Origin of the sequence: Dorea amylophila (genome assembly GCF_025567265.1) — a bacterium.
GTDB lineage: Bacteria > Bacillota > Clostridia > Lachnospirales > Lachnospiraceae > Dorea_A > Dorea_A amylophila.
The window spans coordinates 1-18,970 of sequence record NZ_JAOQJW010000020.1 but is presented as its reverse complement, the minus strand read 5'-3'; the positions used below and the strand labels follow the sequence as shown (position 1 = coordinate 18,970).

The window sequence follows — 18,970 nt, the reverse complement described above, 5'->3', positions numbered from 1 at the left end:
CCATTAAGAATACAATTTTCTGTATTCGGATGGTTTTAATCCTATATTTCTTGTAAACAGTTTGCTGAAATGTCTGGTATCATGATAGCCGACAGCATCTGCGATCTCCGCAATGCTTTTTCCGGTATCTGCCAATAATTCCTTTGCTTTTTCAAGTCTGCAGAACATCACATATTCCGTATAAGTCATCCCGGTTTCTTTTTTAAACAGTGCACTCAGATATGAAGCATTCAGACTTACTATATCTGCCAGATCATTCAGGCTGATCTCCTGATGATAATTTTCTTCTAGATATGTTTTGACTTCTCTTACCGGTCTGATGTCTTTGTCTTTCTTTTCTTCTTGCACATACTGGATCACTTTTGTCACATATGCTTTCGTCGCTTCGGTCAGCTTTAATTCTGTCCGTTCATTGTCGATCCGTTCGTTCCACTGTTCGAAGTATTCTTCCATCTTTTCTTTCTGTGCTTTATCCAACGTCTTATTCAACAGATCCACATAGTAGATCAGGGTATCATACAGCATAACCGGTGAATAGTTGGTAATCTCATAGCGGATCATCCTTACCGCCTCATCTATACATGCAGCCGCATCTTCCGCCGATCCGCTTTCTATTTTTGCAAGATAATTCTGTCTTTTCACCGGTGTAATAATTGTTCCGACCGGTCTTCTCTGATAATCAAATTCATCATAATAAAGAATCTTGCTCTCCGGGTTTTTGATCCTGTATTTTACTGCATCCATGGATTCGACAATGCATTTTCTTGTCTCTTTGAATTGTCCGGTTGCTTCACTCACTCCGATCACAACCGAAAATCCTTCAAAATTCTTGACGTAATCATCCAGATCTGTCCACAGCTCTTCAATCTTTCTTTTTATTTCCTCTTCATCCTCGTTTTTATAATTAAAAAGTACCACAATGCCTGAATGTGTATATGTACTGATCGATTCAGAGAAATCTTTTCCAAATTTCTCCACATACTGTTCGATTTTATCCTGCAGATATTCCGCACTTTTTCCAACCGCGCCACGGATATCCACTTTTACAAAAACGGCTCTGTATTCTCCATCTTTAAATTCTGTATTGTATTCCGCGTTGACTGCATTTCGGCTGATATCTGACTCCAGATTGTCTTTCTCATTTGCCGCCAAAACGGTAGTCAGGAAACGTCTCTTCATCTTGTCCCTCGCTTCCTGTACCTGCCGGCGCAGATGTCGTTCTTCTACGATCTTCTGTTGTTTCACATCCAGTTCTCTGCCTATCTCCATCATCGTTTCTCTTAGTTTCTCTTCGCTGATCGGCTTCAGCAGATAATATTTGACCCCGTATTTCATTGCATTCTGTGCATATTCGAACTGTTTATACCCGCTGATCATTACAAATACTGCCTGTATTCCTGCCTCTGCCGTCTTCTGGATCAGCTGAATTCCATCATACCCGGGCATCCGGATATCGCTGATGACTACATCCGGCTTTTCTTTCTGAATAATATCAAATGCATCCGTTCCCGTATTGGCCATCCCTATGATCTGAAATCCCATATCCTCCCAGTCCAGGATATTTGCAATCAAATTACATATCATCTGTTCATCGTCTGTTATCAGTACTTTTAACACTTTAACCACCTCATACCTAACTAATGACCTCAGTATATCATATCTTTTTTTATTTTTGGTTTAATTTTCGAACTTTCGACATTCTATGTCCATTATTTTCTTACAATTTATACAATATCCGTCCTGTCTTTTGTAATCATACTTTATAAAATCCTTTTCTTCCGCTTCTGAAATAATCCTCAGAAACAAAAAAGTTACCCATCCGGACACATAGCTTTACGCCATTGTATCCGGACAGATAACTTTTTTATAATTTTCTATTTTATTTTCTGATTACAGAGCCAGCTCTTTTGCAATCTCATACTGGTAAGCAGGAATTCCTTTTGTCATTCCAAGTGCTTCATCAATATCGAAGTCTACATACTCGCCATGTTTGTAACCTACAACACGGTTTGTCTTTCCCTCAAGCAGAAGATCTACGGCTTTTGCTCCCATGATAGAAGCGTATACTCTGTCTTTACATGTCGGGCTTCCACCACGCTGCATGTGTCCGAGAATCGTTGCTCTTGTCTCCATACCGGTTGCTTCTTCAATTCTCTTAGCCATGTTCATAGAATCTCCAACGCCCTCTGCATTGATGATGATGTAATTCTTCTTTCCACGTTTTCTTGATTCCTGAATATCTTCAATGATCTTCTCTTCGTCATAATCATGCTCTTCAGGCATCAGGATCTTCTCTGCTCCGTTTGCAATACCGCACCACAGTGCAAGGTATCCTGCATCTCTACCCATAACCTCGATGATAGAGCATCTCTCATGAGATGTTGATGTATCACGTACTTTGTCAATAGCCTGCATAGCTGTATTAACGGCTGTATCGAATCCGATTGTATATTCCGTACAGGCAATATCCAGATCAATCGTTCCCGGAAGTCCGATTGTGTTGATTCCGAAGTTAGCAAGTTTCTGAGCTCCGGCAAATGATCCGTCACCACCGATGACTACTAGACCATCAATACCATATTTTTTACAGATAGCTGCTGCTTTCTGCTGACCTTCCTCTGTACGCATCTCTGCACAACGGGCTGTCTGAAGAATTGTACCTCCACGCTCAATTGTATCGGATACGTCTCTGGCTGACAGATCGATAATTTCCTCGTTTAAAAGTCCCTGATATCCTCTTCTGATACCTCTTACTTTCAGTCCTTTACTCAGTGCTGTACGAACAACGGCACGGATTGCTGCGTTCATTCCAGGAGCATCTCCACCACTTGTCAATACACCTATTGTACGAATTACTTTTTTGTCTGCCATGATTCATTCCTCCATTGTATTAGTTTGTTCCAATTATCTTTTAACCATTATCATTTCTCTCCGATGATATTGTACATGAATTAATGCACGCTTTCAATGGGTTTTTCTATAACTTTTACACAACTTTCACCAAGATAATTCGTCAATCTGCTCAACAACACCTCATCTGCTGTCACATTCCAGCCTTTTGGCAGGCGTTTTACTGCTTTTTCTTTTTTACAGTAAATGATAACTTCATCTACTCCTTCAGAGACTTTCAAAATATCCTGCAGCACTCCTTCCTGCCGAAGATATGTCTCTTTGTCCGGATACTGCAGCCATAATTCCTTTCGCGTCTGAGCAAATGGAATCACCTGCTCGCAGATCAGTTTGCTCGGTGCATCATCTTCCTCTGATACACGACCCTTGATGAATACCTTGGCTTCCTCATTCAGATACATCTGATTCTTTTCAAAATCTCTCGGGAAGATCACGACTTCTACCGATCCGACCAGATCTTCCAGTGTAATAAACGCCATCACTTTATTTGTCTTGGTATACTTGATCGTCTTATTCGTAATCATACCTCCGACAATCTCTTTTGCGCCGTCATGCACCTTCGTTCTTCCGGTTTCATCATCCAGCTGGAAATCCAACGTCGTCCTGGATATATTTTTTCTCCATTTTTCTTCATAGTCTTCCAGTGGGTGTCCGCTCAGATATACTCCGAGCACTTCTTTTTCAAATGCAAGCTTTGTCTCTTTTTCATACTCGCCAACATCCGGAAGTGGTATATCGAATTCTGATTTCTGATCATCACTTACGATATCGAACAGTGAAAGCTGTCCCGTCATAGAGTATTTCCGCTCCCGGTTCACCTGATCCAGAATCTGCACATAGACCACCATGAACTGCTTTCTTGTACCACCCAGACTGTCAAATGCTCCGGACTTGATAAAGCTTTCTATCGTACGCTTATTGACCTCTTTTCCGGACAACCGCTCGATAAAATCTTTCAGGTTGCTGAATGGCCCTCCGTTTTTTCTTTCTTTGATGATCGATTCTATCACCGGCTTTCCGATACTCTTGATCGCCGCCAGGCCATAACGGATGTTACCGCTGTCAACGGAGAAGCTTCCCTCTCCTTTATTGATATCCGGCGGAAGGATCTTAATTCCCATCTGCCGGCAGCTGTAAATATACTCTGACACTTTCCCCGGATTATCGATCACGGAAGTCATAAGTGCTGCCATAAATTCTACCGGATAATAATATTTTAACCAGGCTGTCTGATAAGATACCACCGCATATGCCGCAGCATGCGACTTGTTAAATGCATATTTGGCAAAATCAATCATTTCATCATAGATCTTATTTGCCGTCTTCTCGTCGATTCCATTGGCAATACAGCCTGGTACGCCCTCATCCGGATTCCCATACACAAAGCTCTGACGTTCTTTCTGCATGACGTCGCCCTTCTTCTTGGACATTGCTCTTCGCAGGAGGTCACTTCGTCCGAGTGTATAACCTGCCAGATCACGCACGATCTGCATAACCTGCTCCTGATATACGATACAGCCATAAGTCGGCGCAAGGATCGGCTCCAGCTGCGGGCAATCATAGGTAATGCTTTCCGGGTTATTCTTGCCTTTGATATACTGCGGGATGAAGTCCATCGGACCCGGACGATATAATGAAATACCGGCGATAATATCTTCCAGATTCTGTGGCTTCAGTTCCTTCATGAAGTTCTTCATACCGGCGCTTTCAAGCTGGAATACTCCGTCCGTCTTTCCTGTTCCGATGGATGCAAGGACTGCTTTATCATCATAATCTATCTTATTGATATCAATCGTCTTTCCACTGCTGATACCTGCCAGACGTTCTGCATCCTGGATAACTGTTAATGTACGGAGTCCCAGGAAATCCATCTTCAAAAGTCCCAGTTCTTCCAGGGTTGTCATGGTAAACTGTGTCGTCACAGAGCCATCGGATCCAAGTGAAAGAGGCACAAACTCCTCTATTGCCCTCTGACCGATCACGACACCTGCCGCATGCATGGATGTATGTCTCGGAAGACCTTCCAGTCTTCTCGACATATCGATCAGTTCCTTTACCTGTTCATCTTCCTGATACAGTTTCTTGAATTCCGGATTCATCTTCAGAGCTTTATCTAACGTAATATTCAGCTCTGTCGGCACCATCTTCGCAATGCTGTCTACAAATGCATATGGAAGATCCATCACACGTCCCACATCACGGATGACTCCGCGGGCCGCCATCGTACCAAAAGTTACGATCTGTACCACCCGGTCTGCACCGTACTTTCTTCCTACATAGTCGATAACTTCCTGCCGCCTTTCGAAACAGAAGTCCACGTCAATATCAGGCATGGATACTCGTTCCGGGTTCAGGAACCGCTCGAACAGCAGCTGATACTTGATCGGATCAATACTTGTGATTCCCAGACAATACGATACGATACTTCCTGCCGCCGAACCTCGTCCCGGTCCGACCTTGATTCCCTGTGTTCTTGCATAATTGATAAAATCCCACACGATCAGAAAATAATCCACATATCCCATAGATTGAATGACCGACAACTCATACTCCAAACGTTCTTTCAGCGAATGATCCCCGTCCGGATAACGTTCTTTCAAGCCATCAAAGCAAAGCTTATTCAGATATTCCCAGGAAGTATATCCCTCCGGCACATCATATTTCGGCAATTTTGTAACACCGAATTCAATCTCCACATTACAACGGTCCGCAATCTTCTGTGTATTCTCCAGTGCCTGCAGCGCATACGGAAACAACTGCCGCATCTCTTCCTCAGACTTAATATAATACTGTCCGCCCTCATACCGCATACGGTCTTCATCTTCCAGTTTCTTTCCAGTCTGGATACACAGCAGAATATCATGTGGCTTTACATCTTCGGCATAGGTATAATGTACATCATTCGTCGCAACAAGCTCAATCCCCGTCTCCTGAGCCATACGAAGGAGCGACTGATTCACGATCTGCTGCTCCTGCATCCCATGATCCTGCAGTTCCAGGAAAAAATTTCCTTTTCCGAAAATATCCTGATACCGGAGTGCTGCTGCCTTCCCTTCTTCATACATCCCACGCAGGATATTCTTCTGTACCTCACCGGCCAGACATGCACTGAGCGCAATGATCCCTTCGTGAAATTCCTGCAGTACTTCAATATCTACCCTCGGTTTATAATAATAGCCTTCCGTAAATCCTCTGGATACGATCTTCATCAGATTGTGATATCCGATATCATTTTCTGCCAGAAGTACCAGATGGTAGTAACGGTCATCACCACTTCCGACAGCTTCTTTATCGAATCGGGATCCCGGTGCAACATAGACCTCGCACCCGAGAACCGGTTTGATTCCTGCTGCTTTTGCCGCACGGTAAAAATCAATCACGCCATACATCACACCATGATCCGTAATCGCCACACTGTTCATCCCGAGTTCTTTTACCCTGGCTACACATTCTTTAATTTTATTTGAACCATCCAACAGGCTGTACTCTGTATGGACGTGAAGATGTGCAAAGCTCATAGCTTTCTCCCTTCCTGTTAAATATATTGAAAAAAGGTGCTCCCTTCAGGGAACACCCTATCAAACATTCATGTTTGCCTTAGTCTTCTTTTCCAGTTCCAAGAACCATGAATTTTACAAGTTTATCGATATCCTGTGGCTCATGAGCAACGATTTCCAATTCCGGAATTCCTCCGTTAGAGAAGATATTTGCCATAGATACATACTGAGATAATTTTGACTTTAAGTTCAGTCTGTCACCTTCACCTGTTACAAGTTCAACTTTTCCTTCACAAGAATCAACTACTTTGAAAAATCCTTCGATATCGGTAATGTTCTGTACTTTCATTTCTCATTCTCCTTTTTTATTTATCTTGTTTTTAATAGTCTTAACGCTTTTATTATACCTTATTTCTTTTTCATTTCAATATTCTTTTCTGAAATTTTTATACGACCTTCTTTAAGAAGTCTTCCGACAGCACGTTTGAACGCATTTTTACTCAATCCGAATTCCTGTTTGATCAGTTCCGGATCCGCCTTGTCATTAAACGGAAGCTTCCCGCCATATTCTTCCATGCGTTTCATGATCAGCGCTGCATCCTCATCCATCTGAAGAAATGCTTTTTCTCTGACACTTAAGTCTAATTTTCCGTCCTCTCTTACTTTCAGGACTCTGGCAGATACACGATCACCGACTTTTAACCTGCCAAAAGCTTCTCTCTTTGGAATTAATGCACTGTAACAGTTATCCACTGCCACAAACACGCCAAAGTTATCACTCGTCTCGTAAATGATTCCTTCTACATGATCATCCTTTTTATATGGAGAATCTGTACGAAGCTTCTCATATACTTTCATCGTTGCACAAAGTCTTCCGGACTTGTCCACGTAAAGTGCAACCAGAACTTCATCACCTTTTTTCACTTTCGCAGTCTGCTCTTTGAATGGAAGAAGAAGATCTTTCTCCAGTCCCCAGTCAAGGAATGCACCGATTCTTCCTGTGTCTGCAACCTTCAGTACAGCCAGTTCATCCAGCGTAATCTTCGGTTCCTGTGTGGTTGCGATCAGACGGTCGGAGGAATCTTTGTATAAGAATACTTCTACCGGATCTCCGACTTCTACATCTTTCGGCACCTGTTTTTTCGGAAGCAGGACTTTGTCATCTTTGTTTCCCAGATATACTCCGAACTCCACTTCTTTGACGATCATCAATCTTCTTTTCTTTCCCAAATAATCTGTTAATCCCATATGTTTCCTCTCTGTTTCCTTCTCTTTTAATGTATCTGTTACCTGCTTACGCAAATCTGAATTCGATCACTGCATACGGCTTTGCATTTTCATCACATAATTCAACAACTGTTCTGTCATCTTCTGCTGCAATCCGCGGATAGATCATATCACCATATACTGCAGATTTCTTATATTCCACTCGCATCTGGTGTACTTCTTTGTCTTTCGGAAGCGACTCCAGTGCCATCTGCACATACTGGCAGTTATTAACATGCTCATTCGTGTCGATATGATATCTGCGCACCGGAAAGCTTTCCAGTTCTTCCGATTCTGTTGGAAGAGGAATCTTTCTGGATTCGTATGTCATCTCATATGGCTCTCCGGTTCCATATGGGGCAATCTCTGATTCATCCGGTCTTGCCGGACGTCCTCTCTCTATATCCATGTATACCCACAGGGAATTGGCATATGCGACATCGTTTCCATTCTCATCTGTCATGCAGAAATTACGCTCCCCGAACAATCCCTTGAAATCTGTCGCCCAGGTACTGGTCTGTATCTTCTCTCCTATCTCCGGATACCGTTCTACGACTACCTGCCACGACGACAGGATCCAGGCTCTTTTCCGCTCGCTGCAATGCATGATTCCCAGTCCGAGATCTTCCGACTGAAATGTGCTGCAGTCCTGAAAATAATTCACGATCCCCGGCAGTGTGATTCTTCTGGTATGATCCACTTCACTGAACCGGATTCTTCCCTCTGTAGTATATTGATTGTCTCTCATAGTTAGTCTGACTCCTTTGTATGCTCTTCTTCCGTATTCTTATCGGAATTTCCGAAGAAAAACCATTTTATCTTGAATTCCGAAGCAGCAGTTACCATCTCATATTCTTCTGCACTGAGTGCTTCTTTCAGTTCTTTTTTTCCGTCTTCATCAACCACCGCACAGGTCGCATTGGTAAAGCACAGGCTCGGGTACAGCACGCACCACCAGTTATGTCCTTTTCCGCTTCCGAGAGTGATCCTCAGCGCCTCATACTTTCCTTCCGGAAATATGATATCACCATACCGTTTATCCGGGAAATAGCAGCTCGTCACCTTTGCCTGTGCCCGGTATGACACGCCTTCTTTTTTTAACACTTCATCAGCAGTCTTCACCAGTTCCTTCTGATGCTTTTTCACCCAGTCTTTCGTTAACTGTGCGCTTTTACGCTCCGTTTCCGGCATCTGTGATTTCATATAGCTAAGTACCGTATCCCGGACGTGCAATTTAATCCGCTGATCCTTCACACTGTTGCTTTCTGCAATCACATGAAAGCGGAACACTTCCTCTGCCAGCGTTTTCTGCGTCTGTGCAATCTCCGCATGAACAACTTCCATACGCCGTTCCATAATCCCGGTTGTCAGCGCAAATGACAGCAGACATGCTATGATCAGGCAAATTCTTTCCCGTTTCATCTATGTATCTCCTTCCTGCCTCTTACCGTTCACGGATACTGCATGAACGGTAATTCTTACTGATACAGGAAGTCTTGACACAATGGTTCTTATCTATACACTCCTGGCATACTTTCTGAATTTTTTGTTTTCTAGTTCTGCTTTGTACGGATCACATCGATCACGGTCGTCACCTGATTATCGATATGTTTACACATAACATCTGTTGCAGCTTTCTTCTCACCTTTGCTGATATACTCGATAATTGCCGCATGTTCTGCAATGAGCTGTGGATATGCTTCTTCACGCTTCAGATATTCCACACGATAACGGTACATCTGTTCACGCAGGTTATTCAGAAGCAGAATCAGTTTCTGATTATCCGTTGCCATGTAAATGATATCATGGAAACGTACATCGGCTTCCGCAATCTCTGTGATATCCCTGCTTTTTAAGATCATCTTGAACTCTTCGGCCGCTTTCTTCATCTCTTCGATCTCTTCATCTGTGATCTTCTCACATGCAAGCTGAACCGCCAGTTCTTCCAAAGCCTTTCTTACTTCCAGGACATCCCGCATATTCTTCTCTGTGATCTCTGCGACTTCCGCTCCCTTTCTCGGGATCATCAGCACAAGACCTTCCAGCTCCAGCTTACGGATGGCTTCACGGATCGGAGTACGGCTGACTCCCAGTTTATTGGCAAGCTGGATCTCCATCAGTCTTTCTCCCGGTTTTAACTCACCTCGAAGAATCGCCTGTCTCAAAGTATTGAACACGACGTCTCTAAGTGGCAGATACTCATTCATGTTTACTTTAAAATTCGGTTCCATGCCTATTTCCTCCTTGCATTATGTATGCCGGTCACATACACCTGCTTTGCTAATTGCTTTTCTCTTATCTTTGCTGCTGCTTTTCTTGCTTTCTCTTTTGTCTCATAAAGGCCGAATACCGTTGGACCACTTCCGCTCATCATCGCATTCAGTGCCCCCTGCTCCTTCATGACATTTTTAATCTGTTCAATAACCGGATATTCTTCGATTGTTACTTTCTCCAGTACATTTCCCATCCGGGATGCTACCTTTGTAATATCCTGGTCATACAACCCATCGATGATTCCGTCAATATCCGGATGATTCTCAATCTCATGGGAATCCAGCTTCTCATAGACCAGTTTTGTCGACACACTGATCGGCGGTTTTGCGATCAGCACATGGCATTTCGGACATGCCGGAAGTGGTGTGAGGATCTCTCCTATCCCTTCTGCAAGAACGGTTCCGCGCATAACACAATAAGGAACATCTGCTCCCAGTGTCACGCCTCTTTCCATCAGTTCTTTCTGTGAAAGTCCAAGCGAAAACATACGGTTGATCCCGAACAGTACGGCTGCCGCGTTCGAACTTCCGCCTGCCATTCCTGCCGCTACCGGTATATGTTTATCTAATGTGATCTTCACGCCTTCCTTTACATGAAACTCCTTCATCAGAAGGTCTGCTGCCTGATACGCCAGGTTATTCTCATTCACGGGCAGATAAAAAAGATTCGTCAACAATTCTATACCCGGTTTTTTCGTCTTTTCCATCCGGATCTGGTCATACAGGTATACCGTCTGCATCACCATCCGCACATCGTGATAACCGTTCTCTCTCCGTCCCAGAACATCCAGACCCAGATTAATCTTTCCAAGTGCTTTCAATTCCATTTTATCCATCTTATTTATCTCCTTACATTTTGTATACAATGTTCTTACAGTATACCCAAATTTTGCTTAAAAATCAATATTTTATCGCCTTTATTTATACCTTCTTTTTCCATATAATTAACTTCTTTTATATTTTCCACCGTTGTGTTATATTTTTTCGCAAGATTCCATAATGTATCCCCCTGTTGTACGAAATATCCGACAATTCCGGGACGGCTTTCCAACTCTTCGGTATCCATCGGGCGGAATTCCGCAGATTCAATATTCTGTATCTGCACCGGTTCTTTCTGAAAACAGTTGAATGCCAGAACGGCTTTCACTTCTACTTCACCGCTTCCCATGAGATTTACCGAAAGCTGCTCGACCGTACAATCCATATCTTCCATATCCGGTTCACCGCCCCCGTTTTCCAGGAGATAACTGAACGGGACCATTCCATTCCATACGCCAAACGGCGTCTGATCATCTTCCCGCACATATAAAAACTGCAAGTGCAGCACACCGTCGATATGTACACCATCCGTCTCTGCTTTTACTGTTTCCATCTGAATCTTTCCTTTACAGTGACATATCTGCAAGATATCCTCTTTCAGCTCCGGCAGTGTTAATTCCTCACTGATCCTGCATTTGGAATGATTCTGGAGTTTTAACCGGAAGAACCTCTTTTCTTTCACCTCCGGAATACAGATATGATCCAGCATATACAGATCTTCCAGTATCTGGATCTTCTCTTCCTCGTAGACAATCAGACGGACTTGCAGCGTTGCTTCTATGCCAAGAATACGCATCTCGCCGTTCTCATCCATCCGCGGCTCTACATTGATATCCGTAAGATGTAATTCTGACTGATGATACATTCCGGGCATCACACCCATACATTCGATCTGCCCCTCATACGGAACTGTCCGGCTTATCCAATCCGTCTTTCCTTCTGCCGTTTCGTACAGGCAGAACATGTTAAGTTCACCACTAATCAACAGTTCATCTGTTCCTAACTGTGTATCCGCTTTTCCACCTGTCACATCCGTCCACAAAAGTGTGCCGATATGCTCCTTTGTACCGCTCAATGTGACCTCTTCTTTAATCCTGTAAGTATCTTTTCCGGTAGCAAATACTTTTAGAATCTCTTCTTCTTTCATTTTCTTAAAAACCGGAACTTTCCCTTCTACATCGGTTGTAATCTCTTCACCGGTACACTTTTCGGTTCCGATGGAAATCTCTGCCAGTGTCTTGATGTTCAGTTTTCTTGAGTGGATCATCGTTACAGTAACCTCGGTGTCAGACGTCTGAAGCACCAGGTTTCCTTCCGGTTCCTGCTCCAGATAGATCATCTCTTCAAATGGGATCCGCCCTTCCAGGCTTGCCGGTACCGGAACCATCTCATCTGCCATATAGAGAACTTTGAACTCCAGTTTCCCCGATACTTTCAGATAACTTTCTACCTGTTTCATCTCCTCTACCCGCAACATCCCATTGCTTAATATAATCTTTCCCACATCCCGTTTTGCCTCCGGAACATTATAATCCCCGTCAATATAGAACTGGTCATTTACTGTCCTTCCATTTTGAAATATACGGATCTCTTTTTTCTGATATTCCATTGTTCCTGCCTCCTTTTACAACATCTTTTATTCATATATAATCTGCTTTTCCGTGTACGGCATCTTTATGACAATGTATGGATATGTCCTTTTCTTGTGTATTTTTTCCTTTTTCTCCGGGCCCTGAAGCGTTGTACGGATAACCACTGTATCCACTGTCTCATAACATGCATTTACTTCAATGCTGTAGCCGGTCGTCTGCTGTGTCCCGTACCCCCGCACTACATACAGGTATGTTTCTTCCTTTCCTGTATCTGCATAACTGATCCACATTTCCTTTTTTCCAGCTTCTTTTATCTCTTCTTTCAGTTGTTCCGGAATCTCTTCTTTCTTTACAATCTCATATGTAACATCTCCTGTTTTCTGTTCTTCTATCGTGCCAAAACTACAACCGGAAAGCAGCGTTGTAACTGCGATCACGGTTAAGAACATTTTTATTCTCTTCAATACAGCCTTCTTCTATTTTCTCTCTACTATCTTACACACTATGGGTGTAAAAAATGCGGATTTTATGCTATGATAAAATAATTAGAATGAAAAGGAGTATTCATTATGAGAATTATACCAGTTGCCTTATTCGTGATCTTATTTCTGATTATCGGCATTCCGGTTCTTGGAATTGAATGGCTGATTGGGAAAATCAGCAAAAAGACAATGGATTATTCCAGTCTGCGGATCGTCCAGTGGGCATTTAAAGTGATTGTCCGCCTTGCCGGGATCGAGCTCACTGTCATCGGTGAGGAGAATGTTCCGGACGAGCCGGTTCTTTTTATCGGAAACCACAGAAGTTATTTTGATATCGTGATCACGTATGCAAGATGCAAAAACCTGACCGGTTACATTGCAAAAAAAGAGATGCTCTCTATTCCGCTTCTCCGCACCTGGATGAAGCGTCTCTACTGTCTCTTCCTTGACAGGGAGAATCCGAAAGAAGGCTTAAAGACTATCCTTCAGGCAATCGATTATGTAAAACACGGTGTATCTATCTGTATCTTTCCGGAAGGTACCAGGAACAACGGCGAAGAATTATCTTTACTTCCGTTCCACAACGGTTCCTTTAAGATTGCAGAGAAGACCGGATGTCCGATCGTACCGATGAGTTTGAATAATACCTGTGATATTTTTGAAGGTCATATACCTTTCATTAAGAAAACACACGTTATTTTGGAATATGGCAAACCAATCTATCCGAAAGAACTGGACAAAGACGAGAAAAAACGTATCGGCGAACATTGCAGTAACATCATCCGCGAGACTATTCATAAGAATCAGGCACTTGTTTAGTGCCTGTTTTTTTCTTTTACATTTATTCCCTTAAGTGCTATAATAAAACGGTATAACTAAAAAAGAAATGTACTGCAAACAGCAGTAAAAAGGAGTTTGAAAATGAGCAAACGCAATCTTACCTTGCTGACCGATCTGTACGAGCTCACCATGATGCAAGGGTATTACGAAAAAGGGCAGAATGAAAAAGTTATTTTTGATGTATTTTTTCGTCAGAACCCTTGCAACAACGGATATTCTATATGTGCCGGTCTTGATCAGGTAATTGATTATATAAAGAATCTGCATTTTACTTATGAAGATGTAGATTATTTAAGAGGTCTTGGGATTTTTAAAGAAGACTTCCTTCATTATCTGAGCGGTTTCCACTTCAGTGGTGATATCTATGCCATCCCTGAGGGAACCGTCATATTTCCGAAGGAGCCTCTTCTGAAAGTGATTGCTCCGATTATGGAAGCGCAGCTTGTTGAGACAGCGATCCTGAATATCATTAATCATCAGTCACTGATCGCAACCAAGACTTCCCGTATTGTATTTGCCGCTAACGGCGATGGTATTATGGAATTCGGTCTGCGCCGTGCACAGGGTCCTGATGCGGGATTATATGGTGCAAGAGCAGCGATGATCGGCGGATGTGTCGGCACATCCAATGTGCTTGCCGGACAGATGTTTGATGTCCCTGTTATGGGAACCCACGCACACAGCTGGATCATGAGTTTTCCGGATGAATACACTGCATTCAGGACTTACGCAGAGATGTATCCGGACAACTGCACACTCTTAGTTGACACATACGATACGTTAAAATCCGGTGTCCCGAATGCTATCCGTGTATTCCGGGAATTCAAAGATTCCGGAAAACCACTGAACAAATACGGAATCCGCCTGGACAGCGGTGATCTTGCATACCTTTCAAAAGAAGCACGGAAGATGCTGGACGATGCTGGCTTCCCTGAAGCTACCATCTGTGCTTCCAATGATCTGGATGAATTCCTTCTTCACGATCTGAAGATGCAGGGCGCAGCCATTGATTCCTGGGGTGTCGGTACCAACCTGATCACATCCAAGGACTGCCCTTCCTTCGGAGGTGTGTACAAGCTGGCTGCCATCCAGAATGAAGAAGGCGAATTCGTTCCGAAGATAAAAATATCTGAAAATACCGAGAAGATCACCAATCCTGGTAATAAGACGATCTACCGTATCTATGAAAAAAAGAGCGGTAAGATCAAGGCAGACCTTATCTGTTTTGCCGATGAAGTCATCGATACCGAACAGGATCTGCTTCTCTTCGACCCGATAGAGACATGGAAAAAGACGAAACTTTCCGGTGGCACCTATACAGTACGCGAGATTCTTGTACCTGTCTTCAAAAACGGCGAATGCATTTACAAATCTCCGACATTAAAAGAGATTGCCTCATATTGCTGCTCGGAAAAAGACACTTTATGGGATGAGACCAAGCGTCTCTTCTATCCGCACAGAGTTTATGTGGATCTTTCCCAGAAACTCTACAATGTTAAAAAATCACTGCTGGATCAGATGAATATGACAGATTAAAGGAGGACTTATTGATCATGAAAATTATAGTATTAGCAGGCGGACTCAGTCCGGAAAGAGATGTATCCTTACTTTCAGGAGCCGGAATCTGTAAAACTCTCCGCGATATGGGACATCAGGCATTCCTTCTGGATGTGTTCTTCGGCCTTCCATGCGATTCCGATAAATTAGAAGAAGTATTCGACCGTCCGGACGGCGGTCTTGAGATTTCCAAGGGAATCTCAACGTCTGTGCCGGATCTGGATGCACTGCGCAAATCACGCCCGGACCAGTCACCTTCCGAAATCGGACCAAATGTTATTGAACTCTGCCAGATGGCTGATATCACATTCATGGCTCTTCACGGTTCCATCGGTGAAAACGGAAAACTTCAGGCTACTTTTGACAACCTGGGAATCAAATACACCGGACCGAACTCTCTTGGATGTACATTATCCATGAACAAACTGGTCACAAAACAGATTTTCAAAACCAGCGGTGTCCCGACTCCAAGAGGAACTTCACTGACAGTAAAGACGAAAGATACCCGTCTGGATGAACTTGGATATTATCTTCCACTGGTTGTAAAGCCATGCTCAAACGGATCTAGTATCGGTGTATACATCTGCCACACAGAAGAAGACTATTATGATGCAATCCACAAATCTTTTGATGTAGACAACACAGACGAGGTTGTCATCGAACCATTTATCAAAGGCCGTGAATTTGCCTGCGGTATTCTTGCCGGAAAAGCACTTCCGCTCGTTGAAATTGTTCCAAAGGACGGACTCTTTGATTATGCGAACAAATATCAGGCAGGCGGTGCTTCCGAAATCTGTCCTCCTATATCACTGGATGCAGAGACACAAGAACTGATCCAGCGTGCCGGAGAACGTGCCTTTGAAGCACTCCGCATGGATGTATACTCCCGTGCAGACTTTATCGTATCCGATGCAGACGGTGAATTCTACTGTCTGGAAATGAATGCCCTTCCGGGAATGACCGCAGCAAGCCTTCTTCCGAAAGCTGCCAAAGCTGCCGGATATGAATACAGTGAACTTTGTGAGGCCATTATTCAGGAATCCATGAAAGCCCGCTATTAAGGAGGATGAATATCCATGAAAAATCTTTCAATTGAAAATATAACCAGAGCCTGCAAAGGGACTTTCCACGGCGATGAGAGTATTCTCAGCCAGGAAGTATCCGGTGTCGTGATTGACAGCCGGAAAGTCCAGCCTGGTTACTTATTCGTTGCCATTGACGGAGAACGTGTCAACGCACACAAATTCATCCCGGACACTGTAAAAGCCGGTGCTATGTGTGTTGTCTCCCACGAAGATCTCGGTGAGACGGATTTTCCTTATATTCTGGTAGAATCCACAGGGCAGGCACTGCTTGACATTGCCAAGCTTTATCGTGATTCTTTCGATATGAAAGTTGTCGGAATTACCGGAAGTGTCGGAAAGACCAGTACCAAAGAGATGATTGCCTCTGTTCTGGCTCAGAAATATCATGTACATAAAACACTTGGAAACTTCAATAACGAATGGGGACTTCCGATCACGATCTTCGATATGCCGGAGGATACAGAGGTTGCCGTACTTGAGATGGGTGTCAATCACTTTGGTGAGATGCGCCGCCTTTCATCTGTATCCAGCCCTGACATCTGTGTGATCACCAATATCGGTATCGCACATCTGGAGTTTTTCAAGACAAGAGAGGGCATTCTTCAGGAAAAATCACAGATGATCCAGGATATGAAAAACGGTGGTTCCATCATTCTGAACGGTGATGACGATCTGCTTTGCAAGATGAGTCCTGTCAAAGGTGTCGCTCCTGTATTCTTCGGGACAGGAAGCAACTGTGCATTCCGTGCCTACAACATTGAACCTCAGGGACTCCGCGGAACTTCCTGCACGATCACATTAAAGGATGGGACTTCTTTCGACTGTCTGGTTCCTGTACCCGGCATCCACATGGTAAGCAATGCGATTGCAGGTGCTGCTGTCGGATATACACTGGGACTGACTGCCAGCGAGATCAAAGCCGGCATCGAATCCCTGCCGTCTATCCCAGGGCGTAACCATATCATAGAAACAGACCATATGATCATCTTAGACGATTGCTACAATGCCAATCCAATCTCTATGAAGGCTTCCATCGATGTCCTTAATATGGCAATCGGACGTAGGGTTGCAGTCCTTGGTAATATGGGAGAACTTGGTGATACTGCTGAAGTTCTTCATGCAGAAGTCGGTACTTACGCAGCACAACAGAATGTAGACCTTGTCTGCGGAATCGGAGACCTGACACACGCTCTGGTAGAAGAAGCATCCAGGGGCACACATACCCAGGCACTTTGGTTTGCTGATAATGAAAGCTTCATTCAGGCTATACCGGATATCATCAAAGATGGGGACAATGTTTTGGTAAAAGCCTCCCACGGAATGAATTTTCCACAGATTGTTCATGCTTTGGAAGAATTATAAAATAACAAAAAAGAACGAAACAAACGAGATATTTAAGGAGATTATTATATGGCTTATCAGATTCTCGCCCTTGATCTGGACGGAACTCTTACCAACTCCCAAAAAGAAATTACAAAGCCGACCCTGGATGCTCTGATCGAGATTCAGGAAGCCGGTAAAAAAGTTGTTCTCGCCAGCGGACGCCCGACAAAAGGTGTCGTTCCACTGGCACAGCAGCTTCATCTAGAAGATTACGGAAGTTACATCCTTTCTTTCAACGGTGGACGTATCACCGACTGCCGGACCAAAAAAGCAATCTACAATAAAATACTTCCGGCTGACTGTGCAAAAGGTGTCTACGAAACGGTGATAAAATATGCCGGACACGGCGTAGACATCCTCACTTACACATCCGAACATATTTTATCCGGCATCCACTCCAATCAATACACAGAGCTGGAGTCCCGCATCAATCAGATGCCGATCATTGATGCCGGTGCTGACTTTCTGGATGTCATCCCTGATGATCCGAATAAATTCCTCGTAACCGGAGATCCCGATATCTTAGACCAGATACGCAAAGAACTCAGCAAACAGTTTCACTCTTATCTGTCCGTCTACTGTTCGGATCCTTTCTTTGTAGAGGTTATGCCGGCCGGAATCGACAAGGCACATTCTTTATTAAAATTACTGACAAGTATCGGTCTTACTGCAGATGAAATGATCTGCTGCGGAGATGGATACAACGATCTGACCATGATCGAAACCGCAGGACTTGGCGTAGCCATGGCAAATGCACAACCAGCCGTTCTTGATAAGGCGGATTATATTACGAAGTCTAATGATGAGGATGGGGTGCTGCATGTGATCAATGAGTTTATGCGGTAATTTAATTTATTAACTGGGAAGCGGCCTCTCAGTCCTTGAAGGAAACAATAGATAAGGCTTCTTGTTCAGGTTCCATACCATAAGAAACACTAAGAGAGTCAGAATCACCTAAAAGCAAAGGAACTACGCTCAAACTCGGCGTTCGCCTCAAACACGTTCGCTTCGTTCCTTTAACGGTGCTTCTGACTCTCTAACTATTTCTAATGGCATTCCACATTCACAATAATCCTTATCTATTGTTTCCTTCAAGTCGTGACTGGCAGCGGATGTTAATAAATAAAATGCCCGGAAGTGTAACCCGGTGGAGACCACAACCGTTACGCAATTGCCATTCATTCATAAGGCATTTGATACACACGGAATAAAACTTGGAAAGGCGTTCCAGTGAATGTGAAAGAGGCGTTGGTAATTCTTAAGGGG

Annotated in this window: 16 protein-coding genes; 5 read left to right on the top strand and 11 right to left on the bottom strand. The window is 43.6% G+C overall.

What is annotated here, in order from left to right:
• Positions 1-3: 3 nt before the first annotated feature.
• The 11 genes from OCV72_RS12455 to OCV72_RS12405 all read right to left on the bottom strand — a co-directional run bounded on the left by OCV72_RS12455 (position 4) and on the right by OCV72_RS12405 (position 12,821).
• On the bottom strand, positions 4-1,617 hold the full coding sequence (locus tag OCV72_RS12455) for a response regulator transcription factor (protein ID WP_055284173.1): 1,614 nt from the start codon (positions 1,615-1,617) through the stop codon (positions 4-6).
• Between the two features lie 273 nt (positions 1,618-1,890).
• Positions 1,891-2,871, bottom strand: coding sequence for a 6-phosphofructokinase (gene pfkA / locus OCV72_RS12450; protein ID WP_055284172.1), 981 nt, complete (start codon positions 2,869-2,871; stop codon positions 1,891-1,893).
• An 80-nt stretch (positions 2,872-2,951) separates the two neighbouring features.
• Positions 2,952-6,428, bottom strand: a complete 3,477-nt coding sequence (locus OCV72_RS12445; RefSeq protein ID WP_055284171.1) for a DNA polymerase III subunit alpha — start codon at positions 6,426-6,428, stop codon at positions 2,952-2,954.
• A gap of 79 nt (positions 6,429-6,507) precedes the next feature.
• Positions 6,508-6,756, bottom strand: a complete 249-nt coding sequence (locus tag OCV72_RS12440) for a hypothetical protein (protein WP_055284170.1) — start codon at positions 6,754-6,756, stop codon at positions 6,508-6,510.
• A 59-nt stretch (positions 6,757-6,815) separates the two neighbouring features.
• Positions 6,816-7,655: a CvfB family protein gene (locus tag OCV72_RS12435; protein WP_055284212.1), complete on the bottom strand. Its 840-nt coding sequence runs from the start codon at positions 7,653-7,655 to the stop codon at positions 6,816-6,818.
• A 46-nt stretch (positions 7,656-7,701) separates the two neighbouring features.
• The gene (locus OCV72_RS12430; protein ID WP_055284169.1) at positions 7,702-8,421 is read right to left on the bottom strand and encodes an acyl-[acyl-carrier-protein] thioesterase; all 720 of its coding nucleotides are present in this window, start codon (positions 8,419-8,421) and stop codon (positions 7,702-7,704) included.
• 2 nt (positions 8,422-8,423) lie between these two features.
• Positions 8,424-9,095 carry a stage II sporulation protein R gene (gene spoIIR, locus OCV72_RS12425; RefSeq protein ID WP_055284168.1) on the bottom strand — a complete coding sequence of 224 codons (672 nt, stop codon included), beginning with the start codon at positions 9,093-9,095 and terminating at the stop codon, positions 8,424-8,426.
• Positions 9,096-9,226: 131 nt separating this feature from the next.
• Positions 9,227-9,904 (bottom strand): GntR family transcriptional regulator, encoded by a 678-nt coding sequence (locus tag OCV72_RS12420; protein ID WP_055284167.1) that lies wholly within the window; start codon positions 9,902-9,904, stop codon positions 9,227-9,229.
• 2 nt (positions 9,905-9,906) lie between these two features.
• Positions 9,907-10,782, bottom strand: a complete 876-nt coding sequence (gene ispE / locus OCV72_RS12415; RefSeq protein WP_055284166.1) for a 4-(cytidine 5'-diphospho)-2-C-methyl-D-erythritol kinase — start codon at positions 10,780-10,782, stop codon at positions 9,907-9,909.
• A 35-nt stretch (positions 10,783-10,817) separates the two neighbouring features.
• A complete protein-coding gene (locus tag OCV72_RS12410; RefSeq protein WP_055284165.1) occupies positions 10,818-12,374 on the bottom strand; it encodes a DUF3794 and LysM peptidoglycan-binding domain-containing protein in 1,557 nt (518 codons plus the stop codon).
• Positions 12,375-12,401: 27 nt separating this feature from the next.
• Positions 12,402-12,821 (bottom strand): protease complex subunit PrcB family protein, encoded by a 420-nt coding sequence (locus tag OCV72_RS12405; protein WP_055284164.1) that lies wholly within the window; start codon positions 12,819-12,821, stop codon positions 12,402-12,404.
• A 102-nt stretch (positions 12,822-12,923) separates the two neighbouring features.
• On the opposite strand from OCV72_RS12405, the gene OCV72_RS12400 reads away from it, so the two are divergent.
• The 5 genes from OCV72_RS12400 (at position 12,924) to OCV72_RS12380 (ending at position 18,550) form a co-directional block, all read left to right on the top strand.
• Complete coding sequence (locus OCV72_RS12400) at positions 12,924-13,658, top strand: lysophospholipid acyltransferase family protein (RefSeq protein WP_028086532.1); 735 nt, start codon at positions 12,924-12,926, stop codon at positions 13,656-13,658.
• 102 nt (positions 13,659-13,760) lie between these two features.
• Positions 13,761-15,215, top strand: a complete 1,455-nt coding sequence (locus OCV72_RS12395; RefSeq protein ID WP_055284163.1) for a nicotinate phosphoribosyltransferase — start codon at positions 13,761-13,763, stop codon at positions 15,213-15,215.
• A 17-nt stretch (positions 15,216-15,232) separates the two neighbouring features.
• Positions 15,233-16,297: a D-alanine--D-alanine ligase family protein gene (locus OCV72_RS12390; RefSeq protein WP_055284162.1), complete on the top strand. Its 1,065-nt coding sequence runs from the start codon at positions 15,233-15,235 to the stop codon at positions 16,295-16,297.
• A 15-nt stretch (positions 16,298-16,312) separates the two neighbouring features.
• Entirely contained in the window at positions 16,313-17,683 is a 1,371-nt protein-coding gene (locus OCV72_RS12385) for a UDP-N-acetylmuramoyl-tripeptide--D-alanyl-D-alanine ligase (RefSeq protein WP_055284161.1), read from the top strand.
• Positions 17,684-17,731: 48 nt separating this feature from the next.
• Positions 17,732-18,550, top strand: coding sequence for a Cof-type HAD-IIB family hydrolase (locus OCV72_RS12380; RefSeq protein WP_055284160.1), 819 nt, complete (start codon positions 17,732-17,734; stop codon positions 18,548-18,550).
• Positions 18,551-18,970 lie beyond the last annotated feature (420 nt).